Raw genomic sequence first — 17,014 nt, forward strand, 5'->3', positions numbered from 1 at the left:
TCATGCGTATGAAACGCAGCGCCCGGATAGTTGTGTGCGTGTTAAATCCGAACTGTAAATCACCCAAGGCGCTAGCACCTGCAAAGGACTGTTGCCCGGCCGGTCATAATTACCGCCTGCACAGTAAACGGCGCGCCAACACGGGCTCTGTTGGCGCTTTGCAGTATTGCGTTCGCAAGTGCCTTACTTAGCTGGCGTTTTCCATCCACTTCGGCTTGGGATAGCGGCGGTCAGACTTTCCGGCTTTGAGGATCGCGCCGGGCACATCGTGGCCCAGTAATTCCGGCAGGGTGGCTGCGGCGGCGAGCAGGGCATCGAGGTCGACGCCGGTGTCGAAGCCCATGCGCTGGAACATGTGCACCAGATCTTCCGTACAAATATTGCCGCTGGCACCTGGCGCGTAGGGGCAGCCGCCGAGGCCGCCAAGCGAGGCGTCGAAGCGGTCTACGCCGGCATTCAGTGCCGCGATTGCGTTGGCCAGGCCCATGCCCCGGGTGTTGTGGAAGTGCAGGGTGAAAACGGTTTCTGGCCAGCGGGACAATGCTTCCCGGCTGATGCGCTCAACTTGCGCCGGGTCGGCTATGCCGGTGGTGTCGCACAGCGTGACGCCCTGAACGCCGATGTCGGTGAGTTTTTGTATCAGCTCATACACCCGCGACTCGGCAACATCGCCCTCAAACGGGCAGCCGAATGTGGTCGACAGCGAGGCATTGATAAACACGCCGCTGCCACGCGTGACCTCGATGATTTCCTTGAACTGTTGCAATGACTGCTCGGGCGTCATGCGCAGGTTTGCCAAGCCGTGCGTGTTGCTGGCGGACATGACCAGATTGATTTCATCAACCTGACACGACAGCGCGCGCTCGCAGCCGCGCACGTTAGGCACCAATACCGTGTATTCCACGCCCGGCACGCGTTGAATGCCACGCATCACTTCTTCTGCATCACGCAGGTTGGGAATCGCCTTGGGCGAGGTGAATGAGGTGACCTCAACCTTGGCCAGGCCGGTGTGCGAGAGATAATCGATCAGCGCGATCTTGTCTTCGGTGGCCACAAAGTTGGGTTCAATCTGGAAGCCATCACGGGTGGCTACATCCTGGATATACAGACGCTTAGTCATCACGATTCCTTAAATAATGCCGCGTTCGCGCAAGCCCTGACGCTGCTCATCGGTCAGGCCCAGGCCTGCCAATACATCATCGGTGTGCTCGCCAAGTGCCGGACCGCCAGTGCCGATGCGGCCCGGTGTGCGGCTTAATTTGGGTAATACGCCAGGGACTTTTAACGGGCCTGCGGCGGTTTGCACGGTCTCGATCATGTTGCGCGCGAGATAGTGCGGGTCGCTGACGATGTCGGCAGCGGTGTATGGGAAACCGGCCGGAACGCGGGCCTCATTGAGTGCATCGAGCACTTGCTGGCGGCTGCGTTGGGAGGTCCATTGAGCAATCGCCTCGTCGATCATGGCGGCGTGTTCGCTGCGTCCGTCGTTATGCTCAAGGCGCGGATCATTGGCGAGGTCGGCACGCTCAATCAGCAGCATCAAGCGCTTGTAGATGCTGTCGCCGTTGCCTGCGATCAGCACATAACTGCCGTCGTTGCACGGGTAGGAGTTGGATGGCGTGATTCCGGGCAGGGCGCTGCCGGCGGGTTCGCGTACATAGCCAAAGGCGTCGTATTCGGGGATCAGGCTTTCCATCATGGCGAACACCGACTCGTACAGCGCCACATCAATGTATTGGCCCAGACCGCTGCGTTGACGCTCTTGCAGGGCCAGCAAAATACCGATAACGCCGTACAGCGATGACAGCGAATCGCCGATACTGATGCCGACGCGCACTGGCGCTTGCCCCGGATAACCCGACAAATGCCGCAGCCCGCCCATGGCTTCGCCGATAACGCCAAAACCGGGCAAGTCGCGGTATGGGCCGGTCTGGCCGTAGCCTGAAATGCGCAGCATGATCAGTTTGGGGTTGATGGCCGAAAGCTGCTCCCAGCCAAGGCCCCAGCCTTCAAGTGCGCCGGGGCGGAAGTTCTCAATCAGAATATCCGCTTCGCTGATCAGCTTGCGTACGATGTCCTGACCTTCCGGCTCTTTAAGGTTGAGCGTGAGCGACTGTTTGTTGCGTGATTGCACGTGCCACCAGAGTGAGGTGCCGTCTTTGATTTTGCGCCACTTTCGCAGAGGGTCGCCGACCTTAGGCGGTTCGATCTTGATCACTTGTGCGCCAAACTCGCCGAGCAGTTTGCTGGCGAATGGACCGGCGATCAGTTGCCCCATCTCAACCACTTTCAAACCTTGCAGCGCCATCGGACTCACATTCAATTCTGTCATGGGGTGCCTCAACCGAGTTGCCTTATCGTTATGGCTGCAGAATTACTCAGCTCCGAGCTTCGAACAATTGATTAATCAACAAGCCTGACTTCGTATCCCGCGAAGTGCTTTTGTGAGAGCCTTGTCCCGATCAGACCAGCGTGTTTGCCCGCACGCCGTTGTCGAACCACGCATAAGGAGCGCCGTTGCCATGCGCCGTATCGACTTTGTAACGCTGAAAATCTTTATTGCGATTGCCGATGAGCGCAGCCTGACTAAAGCCGCCGAGCGTGAGCATCTGGCCCTGGCTGCCGTAAGTAAACGCGTCAGTGATCTCGAGAGCCAGCTGGGTATCACCTTGCTCTATCGACAGCCCAAGGGTGTAGAGCTGACGCCCGCCGGGCATGCGCTGTTGCACCATGCGCGCAATGTGATGGACAACATCGAGCAAATGAATGCCGACCTCAGCGAGTTCAGTGACGGGGTGAAAGGGCATGTGCGAATTCACGCCAACACCTCGGCCGTGATTGAGTTCCTGCCCGAAGACTTGAGCACGTTCACCCACTTGCATCCGCAGGTGAAAATCGACCTTGAGGAACGCGTCAGCAGCGAAACCATTCGCGCCGTGCGTGAGGGCCTGACTGACATCGGCATCTTCGCAGGCCACGTGCCGGCCGAAGATTTACAGGTTTTCAGCTATCGCCATGATCAGCTGGTGCTGGTCACGCCGCGCGATCATCCACTGGCGTCGCGCGGTTGCGTGGCCCTGCGCGATGCGGTCGGTTATGACTTTATTGGCTTGCAGCAAGACGCCTCCCTGCACAGTTTGCTGCAGCACTCGGTGCATCACCTTGGGGTGTCGCTGCGCCTGCGTATTCAGGTGCGCAGCTTTGAGGCGATCTGCAGGATGATCCACACCGGCATGGGCATTGGTGTGTTGCCAGAGATTGCCGTGCGCACCTATTTGCCTGCGCTCAATGTGCAGGTGGTGAACCTCAGTGATGACTGGGCGCGGCGCGAAATGAAGATTGCCGTACGCAGTGTTGATGCGCTCTCAGTCACGGCCAGGCAAATGCTCGAACATCTGAGCAGCAGTGAGGCACGCGCTGGCGAATTGGCTTTGCCTTCGTCAATGCCGAAGGCTTGATTCCTCAAATGCGAATTTCAGTTGTGCTATCGGCGCGTTAGAGTCCAGCCGTCGATGAAGCGCTGAGTTCCTGTTACTGGGTGTTCGCCGTTTCAACGCTCAGACAAAAATAATAGGAGCTCCCCATGAAGTATCCGTCTGTCCGTCGCGCCTTACTCAGTCTTGCCACCGGTATCGCCCTGTTTGGCGCAGTGGCTGCTCAGGCCGCAGACCCAATTCTGATCAAATTTTCCCACATCACTGCTGATAACACGCCGAAAGGCCAAGGCGCGCTGCTGTTCAAGAAGCTCGTCGACGAGCGCCTGTCCGGCAAGGTTGAGGTTCAGGTTTACGCCAACTCCTCGCTGTACGGTGACGGCAAGGAAATGGAAGCGCTGATGCTCAACGAGGTGCAAATGCTCGCGCCGGCGCCGTCCAAGCTTGAGCAGTACACCAAGCAACTGCAGTTGTTCGACATGATGTTCCTGTTCAACGACATGGCAGCAGCGCAACGCTTCCAGAACTCCGACAAGGGCAAGGCAATGCTCAAGTCGATGGAAGACAAAGGCATTACCGGTCTGGCTTTCTGGCTCAATGGCATGCGCCAGCTGACCGCCAATAAAGCGCTGATCAAGCCCAGTGATGCGCGTGGTTTGAAGTTCCGCGTACAGCCTTCGGATTTGCAAGCTGCACAATACAGCGCCTTGCGTGCAGTGCCGCGCAAGATGTCTTTCGCTGAGATTTATCAGGGCCTGCAGACCGGTGTGGTCAACGCCCAGGACAACCCCTGGTCGAATATTTACAGCCAGAAGTTCTTTGAAGTGCAGAAGTACATGATCGAATCCGATCATGCCATCGGCAACTATGTACTGATCACCAATACCAAGTTCTGGAACAGCTTGCCCGCGGATATTCGCAGCCAGCTCGAAGAGATTGTTGCCGAGGTCACCACTGAGGTGAACAAGCAGGCGGCCGACGTTAACGAGAAAGCCAAGCAAGCGATCATTGCTTCCGGCAAGGTCGAGATGATCAAACTGACCCCTGAGCAACGCGATGCGTGGCGTGATGCCGTGCGCCCGGCGTGGAAGAAGTTTGAGGCTGATATCGGCGCTGACGTGATCGAGGCTGCTCAGGCCGCGAACCAGGCGCAATAAACGCACCTTCACGGCCGTTGCTGCGGCAGCGGTCGTCTTCCTGTTTACAGGCGCCGACACATAGCAGGCTATTGATGGCCCCACGCAGGCTGCTCAATAAGCTGTGTTTATGGTCGGGGCCTGCTTTATTCGCTGCTTGTGCCTGCTTTGCCGGGCCAGTAAACACTCATTAGGCAGTGACGAATCCGGCATTTATCAATGGTGAATGTCGCGGCCTTGATTGCTGGGTTAGAGTCCCAGCGCTTCCAAGGTTTAAACCAATAACAAGATAATCAGGAGATCGGCCCGTGAGCTTTATGCTGCGTGCATGGAATCATTTTGAGGAAGGCTTTATCGCCTTTCTGTTGGGTGCCATGACTCTGGTCACGTTTACCTACGTGATCCTCAATAACCTCTACACCTTGTTCTACAGCTGGGCAGACCACTGGCAAGGTGCAAGTGAGAGCCTGTTTTCGATTGGCGATCATATTCTCGGCATGGCCCAGGCCATGACCTGGAGCATTGCGCTGACCAAAGCGCTGTTTGCCTGGCTGATCTTTTTTGGTCTGGCTTACGGTGTGCGCACCGCGGGCCATATTGGCGTTGATGCGCTGGTAAAACTGGCGCCGCGGCCCATTCAGCGTTGCATTGGAATCATTGCCTGTATCGCCTGCCTGACCTACGCCGGCATGATCGCAGTCGGCAGCTTTGACTGGGTTGAAGCCTTGTTCACAGCCGGTATTGGTGCAGAAGATCTCGGCCATTACGGCATCAAACAGTGGCACATCGCGGCCATCGTACCGTTTGGCTACGCGATGGTATTTATCCGCTTCCTTGAAATCTTCGTGCGAATACTGCGTAACGAGCAGACCGGCCTCGGCCTGGCTGACGAAGCCGCCGATGCGCTGAAACTGAAAGAACACGAGGCGCAAAAATAATGACCATTCTGTTCCTCTTTGCCGCGCTGTTCGTGCTGATGTTCATCGGTGTGCCGATTGCGGTTTCGCTGGGCCTCGCCGGCTCGGTGACGATTATGTTGTTCAGCCCGGACTCGGTCCGCTCGCTGGCCATCAAGCTGTTTGAAACCTCCGAGCACTACACGCTGCTGGCGATTCCGTTCTTCCTGCTTTCCGGCGCGTTCATGACCACCGGCGGCGTGGCCAAGCGCCTGATCGACTTTGCCAACGCCTGCGTCGGCCACATCCGTGGCGGCCTGGCAATCTCGGCCGTTATGGCGTGCATGCTGTTCGCCGCGTTGTCTGGTTCATCGCCTGCCACCGTTGCCGCGGTCGGCTCGATTGCGATTGCCGGCATGGTGCGCTCAGGTTATCCGCAAGCGTTCGGCGCCGGTATCGTCTGTAACGCCGGTACGCTGGGCATTCTGATTCCGCCGTCGATCGTGATGGTGGTCTACGCCGCTGCAACCGAGCAATCGGTCGGCAAGCTGTTCATGGCCGGGGTTATTCCGGGTCTGTTGCTGGGGCTTGCGTTGATGCTGGCGATTTACATCGTCGCGCGCAAAATGAATCTGCCTGCACAGCCGCGAGCCACCGTGCGCGAGTTCCTCACGGCTGCGCGCAAAGCCATCTGGGGCTTGCTTTTGATGGTGGTAATTCTCGGCGGGATCTACTCGGGCATGTTCACCCCGACCGAGGCTGCTGCCGTAGCCGCGGTGTACGCAGGTTTTGTCGCGCTGTTCGTCTATAAAGACCTGACCTTCCGCGAATGCCCGAAAGTGCTGCTCGACTCCGGCAAGCTGACCATCATGCTGATGTTCATCATTGCCAACGCCATGCTGTTTGCGCACGTACTGACCACCGAGCAAATCCCGCAGACCATCACCGCCTGGGTGATCGAAGCCGGCCTGCAACCGTGGCAGTTCCTGCTGGTGGTGAACATCGTGTTGCTGATAGCCGGGGCGTTCATGGAGCCGTCGGCGATCATCCTGATTCTGGCGCCGATCCTGTTCCCGATTGCGGTGGAGCTGGGCATCGACCCGATCCATCTGGGCATCATCATGGTGGTGAACATGGAGATCGGATTGATAACCCCGCCGGTGGGGCTGAACCTGTTCGTGACCTCGGCGGTGACCGGCATGCCGCTGACTCAGGTTATCCGCGCTGCCTGGCCGTGGCTGATGCTGCTGCTCGGCTTCCTGATGGTGATTACCTATATTCCGGCTGTTTCAATGGCGCTGCCAAACTGGCTGGGCATGAATTGACCCATTGAATAGCAACTTGCGCAAATGACAACGCGGGCCGGCTAAACCATGCCCGCGTTGTCATTTTTGCTTGTGCGAGTGACGCGCCCTGCGTTACAAAAATTTTCTGATGATTAAACCTCTGGCGCGACCATGGTCTAAGTCCGTTAAGACCATGGTCGAATGGCCTGCCGTGTGGCTGTTGGTCACACAATGGGGCATATAAAAATAACTAATCCATTCTCAGATTGAGGTGATTTTGATGAGCGCTGCGTCTTTATATCCTGTTCGTCCGGAAGTGGCGGAAAACACGCTGACTGATGAAGCAACCTATAAGGCCATGTACCAGCAGTCGGTGATCAACCCAGACGGTTTCTGGCGTGAGCAGGCCCAACGCATCGAATGGATCAAGCCATTCACCAAGGTCAAACAGACTTCATTCGACGATCACCACGTAGACATCAAGTGGTTCGCTGACGGCACACTGAACGTGTCCGCCAACTGCCTGGACCGCCATCTTGAAGAGCGTGGCGATCAGGTCGCAATCATCTGGGAAGGGGACGATCCTTCCGAACAACGCAACATTACCTACCGCGAGCTGCACGAGCAGGTCTGCAAATTTGCCAACGCCTTGCGCGGTCAGGACATCCATCGCGGCGATGTCGTGACCATCTATATGCCGATGATTCCGGAAGCGGTTGTGGCCATGCTGGCCTGTACCCGCATCGGCGCGGTGCACTCCGTGGTTTTCGGTGGCTTCTCGCCGGAAGCACTGGCCGGTCGCATTATCGACTGCAAATCCAAGGTGGTAATCACTGCCGACGAAGGCCTGCGCGGCGGCAAGCGTGTAGCGCTGAAAGCCAACGTCGACGATGCGCTGACCAACCCTGAAACTGCCAGCGTGCAGAAGATCATTGTCTGCAAGCGCACGGGCGGCAACATCAAGTGGAACCAGCATCGCGACGTCTGGTACGAAGACCTGATGAAAGTTGCCGGCAACTACTGCGCGCCAAAAGAGATGGGCGCCGAAGAGCCGCTGTTCATTCTTTACACCTCGGGTTCTACCGGTAAGCCGAAAGGCGTGCAGCACACCACTGGTGGTTATCTGGTGTACGCCGCGCTGACCCATGAGCGTGTATTCGATTACAAACCGGGTGATATTTACTGGTGCACCGCTGATGTGGGCTGGGTGACTGGTCACAGCTACATCGTCTATGGCCCGCTGGCCAATGGCGCGACCACGCTACTGTTTGAAGGTGTGCCGAACTATCCGGACATCACCCGCATGGCGAAAATCATCGACAAGCACAAGGTCAATATCCTCTACACCGCGCCAACCGCTATCCGCGCGATGATGGCCGAAGGCCCGGCTGCGGTAGAAGGTGCTGACGGTTCAAGCCTGCGCCTGCTGGGCTCGGTCGGTGAGCCGATCAATCCGGAAGCCTGGAACTGGTACCACACCACTGTCGGTAAAGAGCGTTGCCCGATTGTTGATACCTGGTGGCAAACCGAAACCGGCGGCATTCTGATCAGCCCATTGCCGGGTGCTACTGCGCTGAAACCGGGTTCGGCAACGCGTCCGTTCTTTGGTGTGCAGCCGGCACTGGTCGACAACCTGGGCAACCTGCTGGACGGCGCGACCGAGGGCAATCTGGTCATCATCGATTCGTGGCCGGGTCAGGCTCGCACCTTGTACGGTGACCATGATCGTTTCGTGGATACCTACTTCAAGACCTTCCGTGGCATGTACTTCACCGGTGACGGCGCGCGTCGTGACGAAGACGGCTACTACTGGATTACCGGTCGCGTGGATGATGTTCTCAACGTTTCCGGCCACCGCATGGGCACCGCCGAAATCGAAAGCGCGATGGTTGCGCACCCGAAAGTGGCCGAGGCCGCTGTGGTTGGCGTGCCGCACGACATCAAAGGGCAGGGCATCTACGTTTACGTAACGCTCAACGGCGGCGAAGAAACCACCGAGCAATTGCGTCAGGAGCTGAAGAACTGGGTGCGTAAGGAGATTGGTCCGATTGCTTCGCCAGACGTTATTCAGTGGGCGCCAGGCCTGCCGAAAACGCGTTCCGGCAAGATCATGCGACGTATCCTGCGCAAAATCGCCACCGGTGAGTACGACGCACTGGGCGATATCTCGACCCTTGCCGATCCGGGTGTTGTTCAGCACCTGATCGACACTCACAAGGAAATGACCAGCGCCTGCGCCTGATCACCTCCTGATTAAACCAACGCCCGGCTCTTGAGTCGGGCGTTGTTGTTTCCGGGGTTGCCTGGCTCGGACTGAGCTCGTGCAGTTAGGCGGCTGTTAGGTAACAAAGGCCTGAAACGGGTGGGCCAAAATGGAACACTTTGCCCCGGCTTGCGACAATATGGGGCGTGCTCTAAAATGATTTTGCAGGCATAGGCCGCATCATTACTGCGGTCTGTGAATGTTGGCGTGATAGTTGCCTTGTTAATAGGTTATGCTTGATGTTTCTGGAAGCACGTTCGCCTGCTTCTGTCAATAAGCCCTCGCGGGCGCCTAGACCCTTTTGTAATTACTTGTCGCATTGAGGAAATATCGACTTTCGGCCTGCCGATAGAATGCCGCTCACCCAGCTTGAGCCGTTTATGGCCTGCGCAATGCGCACAGGCGTCGCGACTCTCTACAATTCATGCATGGCTGGATGCAGATAAACAAGCCACATATTCACTGCCAAACGAAGCCCCCCATACGAAGGAGTCACAAGATGAAGAAGATTGCACTTCTCGGCGCATTGGCGCTATCCGTGTTGTCGTCAATGGCCATGGCCGAAGACGCTAAGACACTGCGCATTGGTATTGAAGCGGCTTACCCTCCGTTTGCGTTCAAAACTCCGGAAGGCAACATCACCGGTTTTGACTACGACATCGGCAATGCCCTGTGTGAAGAGATGCAGGTCAAGTGTAAGTGGATCGAGCAAGAGTTCGACGGCCTGATCCCGGCTTTGAAAGTTCGCAAGTTCGACGCTGTACTGTCCTCGATGACCATCACCGAAGACCGTCTGAAGTCGGTCGACTTCTCGAAAAAGTACTACCACACCCCAGCCAAGCTGGCGATGAAAGCGGGCACCGAGATCAAAGATCCGTTGACTGATCTCAAAGGCAAGAAAGTAGGCGTGCAGCGCGCCTCGATCTATGACCGTTACGCAACTGACGTACTGGCCCCGGCCGGTGTTGAAGTGGTTCGTTACAGCTCGCAGAACGAAATCTTCCTTGACCTGACTGCTGGCCGTCTGGATGCCACGCTGGCTGACGCTGTCAACATTGACGACGGCTTCCTCAAGACCGATGCCGGTAAAGGCTTTGAGTTGGTAGGCCCGGACTTCAACGAGAAGAAGTACTTCGGTGCAGGCGCGGGCATTGCCGTGCGCAAGGGCGATACCGCTCTGGCTGACAAGATCACTGCTGCAATCGCTGGCATTCGTGCCAACGGCAAGTACAAAGAAGTGCAGGACAAGTACTTCGATTTCAACGTTTACGGCGAGTAAGCGTTACGCATGAGTGGGCTCAGTGTTTGCACGCGCAGCCCATTCAATGCGGTGCCGTCAGGCCGGCATTTTCCAGCACTGCGTGACAATTGCAGTGTTTGCCGGCTGACTTCTACCTACCCGAATTTTGTTTGATTGGCCTCACTGCCAGTCAATCCGACCGTTCTCTGGCGCCGTCTGGCGCTTGCTTGAGGTAATCAGAGCATGCTGAATGGCTATGGTTCGACCATTCTCGATGGAGCTTGGCTCACCCTGGTGTTGGCGCTGACTTCAATGGCAGTCGCAACGTTTCTGGGGCTGGTGGGCGCAGCCTTTCGGTTATCGCCCATCAAGTGGCTGGCATTCCTCGGCGAAACCTACGCGACAGTTGTGCGCGGGATTCCTGATCTGGTTTTGATTCTGCTGATCTTTTACGGCGGCCAGGACATGGTCAACCGTCTGGCCCCAATGTTTGGCTATGAGGATTACATCGACATCAATCCGTTCATGGCCGGCGTCTTCACCATGGGCTTCATCTTCGGGGCTTATCTGTCCGAAACCTTTCGCGGTGCATTCATGGCGATCCCCAAGGGCCAGTCCGAGGCGGGCATGGCGTATGGCATGAGTTCGGCCAAGGTGTTTTTCAGAATCCTCGTGCCGCAGATGATCCGTTTTGCAATCCCCGGTTTCACCAATAACTGGCTGGTATTGACCAAGGCGACTGCGCTGATTTCTGTGGTTGGCCTGCAAGACATGATGTTCAAGGCCAAGAGTGCTGCTGACGCCACGCGTGAGCCATTCACCTTTTACCTGGCTGTTGCCGGGCTGTATCTGGTGCTCACGAGTGTGTCGCTGTTAGCGCTGCGCTTCCTCGAAAAACGCTACTCGGTCGGCACCAAAGCCGCTGACCTGTGAGCCGGAGGATCGACTGATGATTTTCGATTACAACGTCATTATCGACAGTTTGCCGCTGTACTTCGGCGGTGTACTGGTCACCATCAAGCTGCTGCTGATCTCGCTGGCGCTGGGTTTGGCGATGGCCATTCCGCTGGGCTTGATGCGAGTTTCCAAGGCGGTCTGGCTGAATTTCCCGGCCTGGCTGTATACCTACGTGATTCGCGGCACGCCGATGCTGGTGCAGCTGTTCCTGATCTATTACGGGTTGGCGCAGTTCGAGTCGGTGCGTGAATCCGCGCTCTGGCCGTATCTGTCGAACGCCACGTTCTGTGCTTGCCTGGCCTTTGCCATCAACACCAGCGCCTACACCGCCGAGATTCTGGCGGGCAGCCTCAAGGCCACGCCGCACGGTGAAATCGAAGCAGCCAAAGCCATGGGCATGTCGCGGTTCAAACTGTACAAGCGCATCTTGCTGCCTTCGGCATTGCGCCGGGCGCTGCCGCAGTACAGCAACGAAGTGATCATGATGCTGCACACCACAAGTCTGGCATCGATCGTGACCCTGATTGATATCACCGGTGCAGCGCGCACGGTCAGCTCGCAGTATTACCTGCCGTTCGAGGCGTTTATCACGGCAGGTGTTTTCTACCTCTGCCTGACCTTCATTCTGGTGCGCCTGTTCAAGCGCGCTGAATTGCGCTGGCTGGCCTACATGGCCCCGCGCAAGTCCTGAGGAGTAACGCATGCAGCGTATTGATCATGTATTGCCGTGGAGTACGCCCGGCACTGAGCGCCGTCTGACGGTACTGCGTTATGGCAGTGGCGAGCGCAAGGCTTACATTCAGGCCTCTTTGCACGCCGATGAGTTGCCGGGCATGCGGGTCGCGGTCGAGTTGCGTCGCCGCCTGCGTGAGCTTGAAGAGCAGGGGCGCTTGCTTGGCGTCATCGAACTGGTGCCGGTGGCCAATCCCATCGGCCTGGAACAGATGGTTCAGGGCCAGCATCAAGGCCGTTTCGAACTGTCGAGCGGCAAGAACTTCAACCGTGATTTTGCCGATCTGGCCGAGTTGATCGGGCCGGCATTGCAGGGCCACGTGGGCAGCGATGAAGCGGCCAATACGGCGCTAATCCGCAGCAGCATGCGCGCTGTTCTGGATGCGCTTGAGCCCGCCGCATCGGCGCTGGAAGGCATGCAGCGGCTGTTGTTGCGCCACGCCTGCGACGCCGATGTGATGCTCGATCTGCATTGCGACTTTGAAGCTGCAGTACACCTCTACGGGATTCCGCAGCAGTGGCCGGCGCTACGCTCTCTGGCCGCGCGGCTTGAGGCGGGTACGGTGTTGCTGGCGGAAGACTCCGGCGGCTCATCGTTCGATGAAGCCTGCTCGGCGCCTTGGTTGCGACTGGCGCAGCGCTTCCCGGAGGCGGCCATTGCGCCGGCATGCCTGTCGACCACCGTTGAGCTGGGCGGCATGGACAACACCGATGCGCACAAGGCGCGGGAATACGCTGAAGCGATTCTGGCGTTTCTGGCCGAGCAGGGCCTGATCAGTGGTGAATGGCCTCAAGCGCCGCAAGCGTGCTGCGATGCGGTGCCATTCAGCGGCACTGAGCTGCTGTTTGCGCCGCACTGTGGCGTGGTCAGCTTCTTTCACAAGGCCGGCGAATACGTCGAAGCCGGTACACCGATATTCGAAGTTCTGGACCCGCTGGATGATAACGGCACGATTGTTTGTGCTGGCACATCCGGGGTTTTGTTTGCGATAGAGCGCATGCGTTTTGCGCAGCCTGGACGCTGGTTGGCCAAGGTGGCCGGACATCAATCTATCCGTCAGGGCCGCTTGCTCAACGACTGATTCACTGCATTCGAGAGTCGACACCATGTACAAACTGGAAGTCCAAGATCTGCACAAACGCTACGGCAGCCATGAAGTGCTCAAGGGCGTTTCGCTCGCGGCAAAGGCAGGCGACGTCATTAGCATCATCGGTTCCAGCGGTTCCGGTAAGAGTACGTTCCTGCGTTGCATCAACATGCTTGAGCAGCCGTATGGCGGCAAAATCCTGCTCAACAATGAAGAGCTGAAACTGGTTCCAAGCAAGGACGGTGCACTCAAGGCGGCTGATCCCAAGCAGTTGCAGCGCATGCGTTCACGTCTGGCGATGGTGTTTCAGCACTTCAACCTGTGGTCGCACATGAGCGCGCTGGAAAACGTTATCGAAGCGCCGGTTCACGTACTGGGCATGGCGAAGAAAGAGGCGCTGGAAAAGGCCGAGCATTACCTCAATAAAGTGGGCGTGGCGCACCGCAAAGACGCTTACCCGGCGCATATGTCCGGCGGCGAGCAGCAGCGTGTCGCGATTGCCCGTGCATTGGCAATGGAGCCTGAGGTTATGCTGTTCGATGAGCCAACCTCGGCACTTGATCCGGAGCTGGTAGGCGAAGTGCTCAAGGTCATGCAAGACCTCGCGCAGGAAGGTCGCACCATGGTGGTGGTGACTCACGAAATGGGCTTCGCCCGTGAAGTCTCCAATCAGCTGGTGTTCCTGCACAAGGGCGTCGTTGAGGAGCGGGGTGATCCGCGCGAAGTGTTGGTTAATCCGCAGTCTGAGCGGCTCCAGCAGTTTCTTTCCGGTAGCCTTAAATAAGTGGCATCAGGGAGACAGTCGACTCGCACGGAGCGCTTAGGATTGAACAGACCCGGCAGGATTTTGCGCCCTAACATGGTGCGAAATCAATGCCTTAAGGTTTTGTAACGCAGTACTATGCAACTCATCAGTTTGCCTGTGCAGGTTTGGCTGAGTTTTCCGGGCGTCGCCAAGGCGGCGCTTTTCCCTGATTAAGAGCACGAACTGCCCTAAATGAATGCCCATCGAATTGGCTTCCTGATCTGGCCCAGCACCAAAGCGCTGACCTTGGCACTGGCCGAGGAGGCGCTGCTCGTGGCCCAGCGCGTTCACCCTGAGGTTGTCTACGAACTGTGCTTTTTGCAGGCAGAACCGCCGGCCGAGAACAGTTGGAAAATGCCGGGTGAACCCTGGCAGGGCAAACTTGAAGGCTGCCAGCGGCTGTTTCTGCTGGCCGACGAGCCGCCTGCCAACATGCACATGACGCTCTCCACTGCACTCAAACAGCAGGTGCGTGCGGGGTGTCTGGTTGGCGGTATCGCGGCCGGGGTTTATCCGTTGGCGCAACTGGGCTTGCTCGACGGCTATCGCGCTTCGGTGCATTGGCGCTGGCAGGATGATTTTTCCGAGCGCTATCCCAAGGTCATCGCCACCAGCCACTTGTTTGACTGGGATCGTGATCGCATGACGGCATGCGGCGGTCTGGCCGTGCTCGACCTGATGCTGGCCTTGCTGGCGCGTGATCACGGCGCCGAGCTTGCCGGTGCGGTGAGCGAAGAGTTGGTGGTGGAGCGTATTCGTGAAGGCGGCGAGCGCCAGCGCATTCCGCTGCAAAATCGCCTTGGCTCAAGCCATCCCAAGCTGACTCAGGCAGTTTTGTTGATGGAGGCAAACATTGAAGAGCCGCTGACCACCGACGAAATTGCCCAGCACGTGTGCGTCTCAAGGCGTCAGTTGGAGCGGATTTTCAAGCAGTACCTCAATCGCGTTCCCAGCCAGTACTACCTTGAGCTGCGCCTGAACAAGGCGCGCCAGCTGCTGATGCAGACCAGCAAGTCGATCATCCAGATTGGCCTGTCGTGTGGCTTCTCGTCCGGCCCGCATTTCTCCAGCGCCTACCGCAATTTCTTCGGTGCAACGCCGCGTGAAGATCGCAACCAGCGGCGCAACAACAGCCCATTCGAGCTGACTTCAACGCCAAACGAGCGCAGCTGATATACAACAGCTGCGCGCCGTTTGATCAAGCCGGGCCTTGCTCTGCTGCAGATGGCGGGCTGGCGGCGGGCTGATCCGCCTCACGCGGATAGAGCGGATTGCCGCAGCGATTGCAGAAGGCCGCGTTCGGCTCATGGCTGGGTTTCTTGCAGCTTGGGCATTCGCGCTCAAGGCCTTCACCGCCATTCATTGCGGTGGCCAGCTCGGCGGTGAATATGCCGGTCGGCACGGCGATAATCGAATAACCGGTAATCATCACCAGCGTCGAGAGAAACTGGCCCAGCGCGGTTTTCGGCACAATATCGCCAAAGCCTACCGTGGTCAGGGTTACAACCGCCCAGTAAATCCCTTTGGGGATGCTGGTGAAACCATGCTCCGGGCCTTCAATCACGTACATCAGCGTTCCGAATACCGTCACCAGCACAGCAATGCAGGAGAAGAACACGATGATCTTCTGACGACTGCCGCGCAGGGCGGTCATCAAAAAATTGGCCTGGCGCAGGTATGGGCTGAGCTTGAGTACGCGAAACACCCGCATCATCCGGATAACCCGCACGATGAGCAGGTATTGGGCGCTCGGGAACAGCAGAATCAGCAGGCCGGGCAAAATAGCCAGTAAATCGATCAGGCCATAGAAGCTGAAAATGTAGCGCAGCGGCTTTGGCGAACAGTAAATGCGCACCAGATATTCGGCGGCGAACAGGGCGGTAAACATCCACTCAAGCCCCGACATCAACGTCTTGTATTGGCTGTGTACGCCTTGGATGCTGTCGAGCATCACCACCACAAGGCTGGCCAGAATGGTCACCAGCAAAATATTGTCGAAGCGCTGGCCGGCGGGGGTGTCGGTGAAAAAGATGATCCGGTAAATCCGGCGGCGCAAATTCAAATGGTTATCCATGTGCTGCTAGCGTGCTCCCTGTTGTCCGCGCTTAGATCAAGGCGGGTGAATCGGCGATTAGCCTAGGGAGTTTAGCCTGAGTGGCGACCTTGTTGCGCGCCGGACTTATTTAACCGGAGCGCAGTCGTTGGCACTTTGCTTGAGCAGTCGCTGGCTGGCCTTGAGCAACCAGCAGGCGAGAATGAACGGCATGGTCAGCGCCGGCAGCCCCAGGCTGCTGAATCCCGGCTGCAGCAGCAATGCCAGAACTATACCGATCACCGGCAGGCACGCGCCGCGATTAACCTGACTCACGGCGATGGCGGTCAACACTGCGTTGTAGCCGAATAGCCCGGCCAGCGCACTGTGCTGCTCCCAGCCTTGCAACAGGGCGAACGCCAGCCCCGCACTGGTGCCGATCAGTGCCCACAATGCCGCACGCCGATCGGCAATCAGCAGGCCCAAAAGCAGGCAAATTCCGGCCAGTGGACGGTCGATAAAAATCACCTGGCCCAATCCGCGCGCCACGGCGGACAACGCGGTTGGCCAATTGAGCTGATGCGTCAAGTCTGTCGCGTTGGCTGTGACTTCAAGTTGCAGAGGATCAGCCAACTGCAGGACCAGCCAACCGAGGAGTACAAACGGACAGGTGAAGGCGGGGAGCCACCGGCGTTTGCGCATGCGCGCCATCCACGGCGCGAGCAGCAGGCTTGATGCCCCTGCGCTGAACATAATCAGCAGCGGGTTGAGTGGCGACCAGTTGAATTGGCTGGTGATCAGAATTCCCAGCAGGATGCCGTTGTAGCCATACAAACCCTGGCTAATGTCCGCCGCCGGGTAACCTCGGCGTTGCGCGGTGAGCATGCTGCAAAGCCCGCCAAGCAGTGCGCCGCCGAGCAAGTCGGGCGCGCCGGTGCACAGGGCCAACAGCACCAACAGGCCGCAGCGCGGATTGGCCTGCAGGAATATCTGGCTGAAACCGTTGAGCAGGGCGCGAAAACCGCTGAGGGTGTGTTCGGTAATGGGCTGCATCGAATGACTCGGCAACAGGCTCAATAAAAAACAGCGCCGACCGCAGATGCAGAAGGCGCCATAAAGATGCAGTCGCTGTTCGTGGAGCGATT

The 17,014-nt window shown here is 57.8% G+C and carries 15 protein-coding genes; 11 read left to right on the forward strand and 4 right to left on the reverse strand.

Features of this window, described 5'->3' with window-relative positions; all coding sequences use genetic code 11:
* Positions 1-187 precede the first annotated feature (187 nt).
* Together FEZ62_RS04505 and FEZ62_RS04510 are read right to left on the reverse strand one after the other, a co-directional pair.
* Entirely contained in the window at positions 188-1,120 is a 933-nt protein-coding gene (locus tag FEZ62_RS04505) for a hydroxymethylglutaryl-CoA lyase (RefSeq protein ID WP_069900427.1), read from the reverse strand.
* Positions 1,121-1,129: 9 nt separating this feature from the next.
* On the reverse strand, positions 1,130-2,332 hold the full coding sequence (locus tag FEZ62_RS04510) for a CoA transferase (protein ID WP_090515269.1): 1,203 nt from the start codon (positions 2,330-2,332) through the stop codon (positions 1,130-1,132).
* 190 nt (positions 2,333-2,522) lie between these two features.
* Here FEZ62_RS04510 and FEZ62_RS04515 point away from each other — a divergent pair, with 190 nt between their 5' ends.
* The 11 genes from FEZ62_RS04515 to argR all read left to right on the forward strand — a co-directional run bounded on the left by FEZ62_RS04515 (position 2,523) and on the right by argR (position 15,010).
* Entirely contained in the window at positions 2,523-3,458 is a 936-nt protein-coding gene (locus tag FEZ62_RS04515) for a LysR family transcriptional regulator (protein WP_069900425.1), read from the forward strand.
* Positions 3,459-3,583: 125 nt separating this feature from the next.
* On the forward strand, positions 3,584-4,591 hold the full coding sequence (locus FEZ62_RS04520; protein WP_172926940.1) for a DctP family TRAP transporter solute-binding subunit: 1,008 nt from the start codon (positions 3,584-3,586) through the stop codon (positions 4,589-4,591).
* 296 nt (positions 4,592-4,887) lie between these two features.
* Complete coding sequence (locus FEZ62_RS04525) at positions 4,888-5,508, forward strand: TRAP transporter small permease (protein ID WP_178115836.1); 621 nt, start codon at positions 4,888-4,890, stop codon at positions 5,506-5,508.
* Positions 5,508-6,791, forward strand: a complete 1,284-nt coding sequence (dctM, locus tag FEZ62_RS04530) for a C4-dicarboxylate TRAP transporter large permease protein DctM (RefSeq protein ID WP_090515263.1) — start codon at positions 5,508-5,510, stop codon at positions 6,789-6,791. The genes FEZ62_RS04525 and dctM overlap by 1 nt, the downstream gene beginning before the upstream one ends.
* Before the next feature lie 241 nt (positions 6,792-7,032).
* Positions 7,033-8,994, forward strand: coding sequence for an acetate--CoA ligase (gene acs / locus FEZ62_RS04535; RefSeq protein WP_172926942.1), 1,962 nt, complete (start codon positions 7,033-7,035; stop codon positions 8,992-8,994).
* Positions 8,995-9,514: 520 nt separating this feature from the next.
* Positions 9,515-10,294 (forward strand): ABC transporter substrate-binding protein, encoded by a 780-nt coding sequence (locus tag FEZ62_RS04540; RefSeq protein ID WP_172926943.1) that lies wholly within the window; start codon positions 9,515-9,517, stop codon positions 10,292-10,294.
* A 204-nt stretch (positions 10,295-10,498) separates the two neighbouring features.
* Entirely contained in the window at positions 10,499-11,188 is a 690-nt protein-coding gene (locus FEZ62_RS04545) for an ABC transporter permease (protein WP_069900533.1), read from the forward strand.
* Between the two features lie 16 nt (positions 11,189-11,204).
* The gene (locus FEZ62_RS04550; RefSeq protein WP_069900532.1) at positions 11,205-11,903 is read left to right on the forward strand and encodes an ABC transporter permease; all 699 of its coding nucleotides are present in this window, start codon (positions 11,205-11,207) and stop codon (positions 11,901-11,903) included.
* 10 nt (positions 11,904-11,913) lie between these two features.
* A complete protein-coding gene (locus FEZ62_RS04555; RefSeq protein ID WP_090515258.1) occupies positions 11,914-13,026 on the forward strand; it encodes a succinylglutamate desuccinylase/aspartoacylase family protein in 1,113 nt (370 codons plus the stop codon).
* Positions 13,027-13,051: 25 nt separating this feature from the next.
* A complete protein-coding gene (locus FEZ62_RS04560; protein WP_069900530.1) occupies positions 13,052-13,816 on the forward strand; it encodes an ATP-binding cassette domain-containing protein in 765 nt (254 codons plus the stop codon).
* A gap of 213 nt (positions 13,817-14,029) precedes the next feature.
* Complete coding sequence (gene argR, locus FEZ62_RS04565) at positions 14,030-15,010, forward strand: transcriptional regulator ArgR (protein ID WP_172926944.1); 981 nt, start codon at positions 14,030-14,032, stop codon at positions 15,008-15,010.
* Between the two features lie 25 nt (positions 15,011-15,035).
* On the opposite strand, the gene FEZ62_RS04570 is transcribed toward argR, so the two are convergent.
* Both FEZ62_RS04570 and FEZ62_RS04575 read right to left on the reverse strand, forming a co-directional pair.
* Entirely contained in the window at positions 15,036-15,911 is an 876-nt protein-coding gene (locus FEZ62_RS04570; protein ID WP_172926945.1) for an ion transporter, read from the reverse strand.
* A 105-nt stretch (positions 15,912-16,016) separates the two neighbouring features.
* Entirely contained in the window at positions 16,017-16,922 is a 906-nt protein-coding gene (locus FEZ62_RS04575) for an urea transporter (RefSeq protein ID WP_172926946.1), read from the reverse strand.
* Positions 16,923-17,014 lie beyond the last annotated feature (92 nt).

The organism is Pseudomonas sp. MS19 (assembly GCF_013277615.1).
Classification (GTDB): Bacteria; Pseudomonadota; Gammaproteobacteria; order Pseudomonadales; family Pseudomonadaceae; genus Aquipseudomonas; species Aquipseudomonas marincola.

What these genes read in the sequence shown, in the direction of transcription:
- FEZ62_RS04505 (WP_069900427.1), bottom strand. Translation starts at nt 1,120, where the DNA reads ATGACTAAGCGTCTGTATATCCAGGATGTAGCCACCCGTGATGGCTTC.
- FEZ62_RS04510 (WP_090515269.1), bottom strand. Translation starts at nt 2,332, where the DNA reads ATGACAGAATTGAATGTGAGTCCGATGGCGCTGCAAGGTTTGAAAGTG.
- FEZ62_RS04515 (WP_069900425.1), top strand. Translation starts at nt 2,523, where the DNA reads ATGCGCCGTATCGACTTTGTAACGCTGAAAATCTTTATTGCGATTGCC.
- FEZ62_RS04520 (WP_172926940.1), top strand. Translation starts at nt 3,584, where the DNA reads ATGAAGTATCCGTCTGTCCGTCGCGCCTTACTCAGTCTTGCCACCGGT.
- FEZ62_RS04525 (WP_178115836.1), top strand. Translation starts at nt 4,888, where the DNA reads ATGCTGCGTGCATGGAATCATTTTGAGGAAGGCTTTATCGCCTTTCTG.
- dctM (WP_090515263.1), top strand. Translation starts at nt 5,508, where the DNA reads ATGACCATTCTGTTCCTCTTTGCCGCGCTGTTCGTGCTGATGTTCATC.
- acs (WP_172926942.1), top strand. Translation starts at nt 7,033, where the DNA reads ATGAGCGCTGCGTCTTTATATCCTGTTCGTCCGGAAGTGGCGGAAAAC.
- FEZ62_RS04540 (WP_172926943.1), top strand. Translation starts at nt 9,515, where the DNA reads ATGAAGAAGATTGCACTTCTCGGCGCATTGGCGCTATCCGTGTTGTCG.
- FEZ62_RS04545 (WP_069900533.1), top strand. Translation starts at nt 10,499, where the DNA reads ATGCTGAATGGCTATGGTTCGACCATTCTCGATGGAGCTTGGCTCACC.
- FEZ62_RS04550 (WP_069900532.1), top strand. Translation starts at nt 11,205, where the DNA reads ATGATTTTCGATTACAACGTCATTATCGACAGTTTGCCGCTGTACTTC.
- FEZ62_RS04555 (WP_090515258.1), top strand. Translation starts at nt 11,914, where the DNA reads ATGCAGCGTATTGATCATGTATTGCCGTGGAGTACGCCCGGCACTGAG.
- FEZ62_RS04560 (WP_069900530.1), top strand. Translation starts at nt 13,052, where the DNA reads ATGTACAAACTGGAAGTCCAAGATCTGCACAAACGCTACGGCAGCCAT.
- argR (WP_172926944.1), top strand. Translation starts at nt 14,030, where the DNA reads ATGAATGCCCATCGAATTGGCTTCCTGATCTGGCCCAGCACCAAAGCG.
- FEZ62_RS04570 (WP_172926945.1), bottom strand. Translation starts at nt 15,911, where the DNA reads ATGGATAACCATTTGAATTTGCGCCGCCGGATTTACCGGATCATCTTT.
- FEZ62_RS04575 (WP_172926946.1), bottom strand. Translation starts at nt 16,922, where the DNA reads ATGCAGCCCATTACCGAACACACCCTCAGCGGTTTTCGCGCCCTGCTC.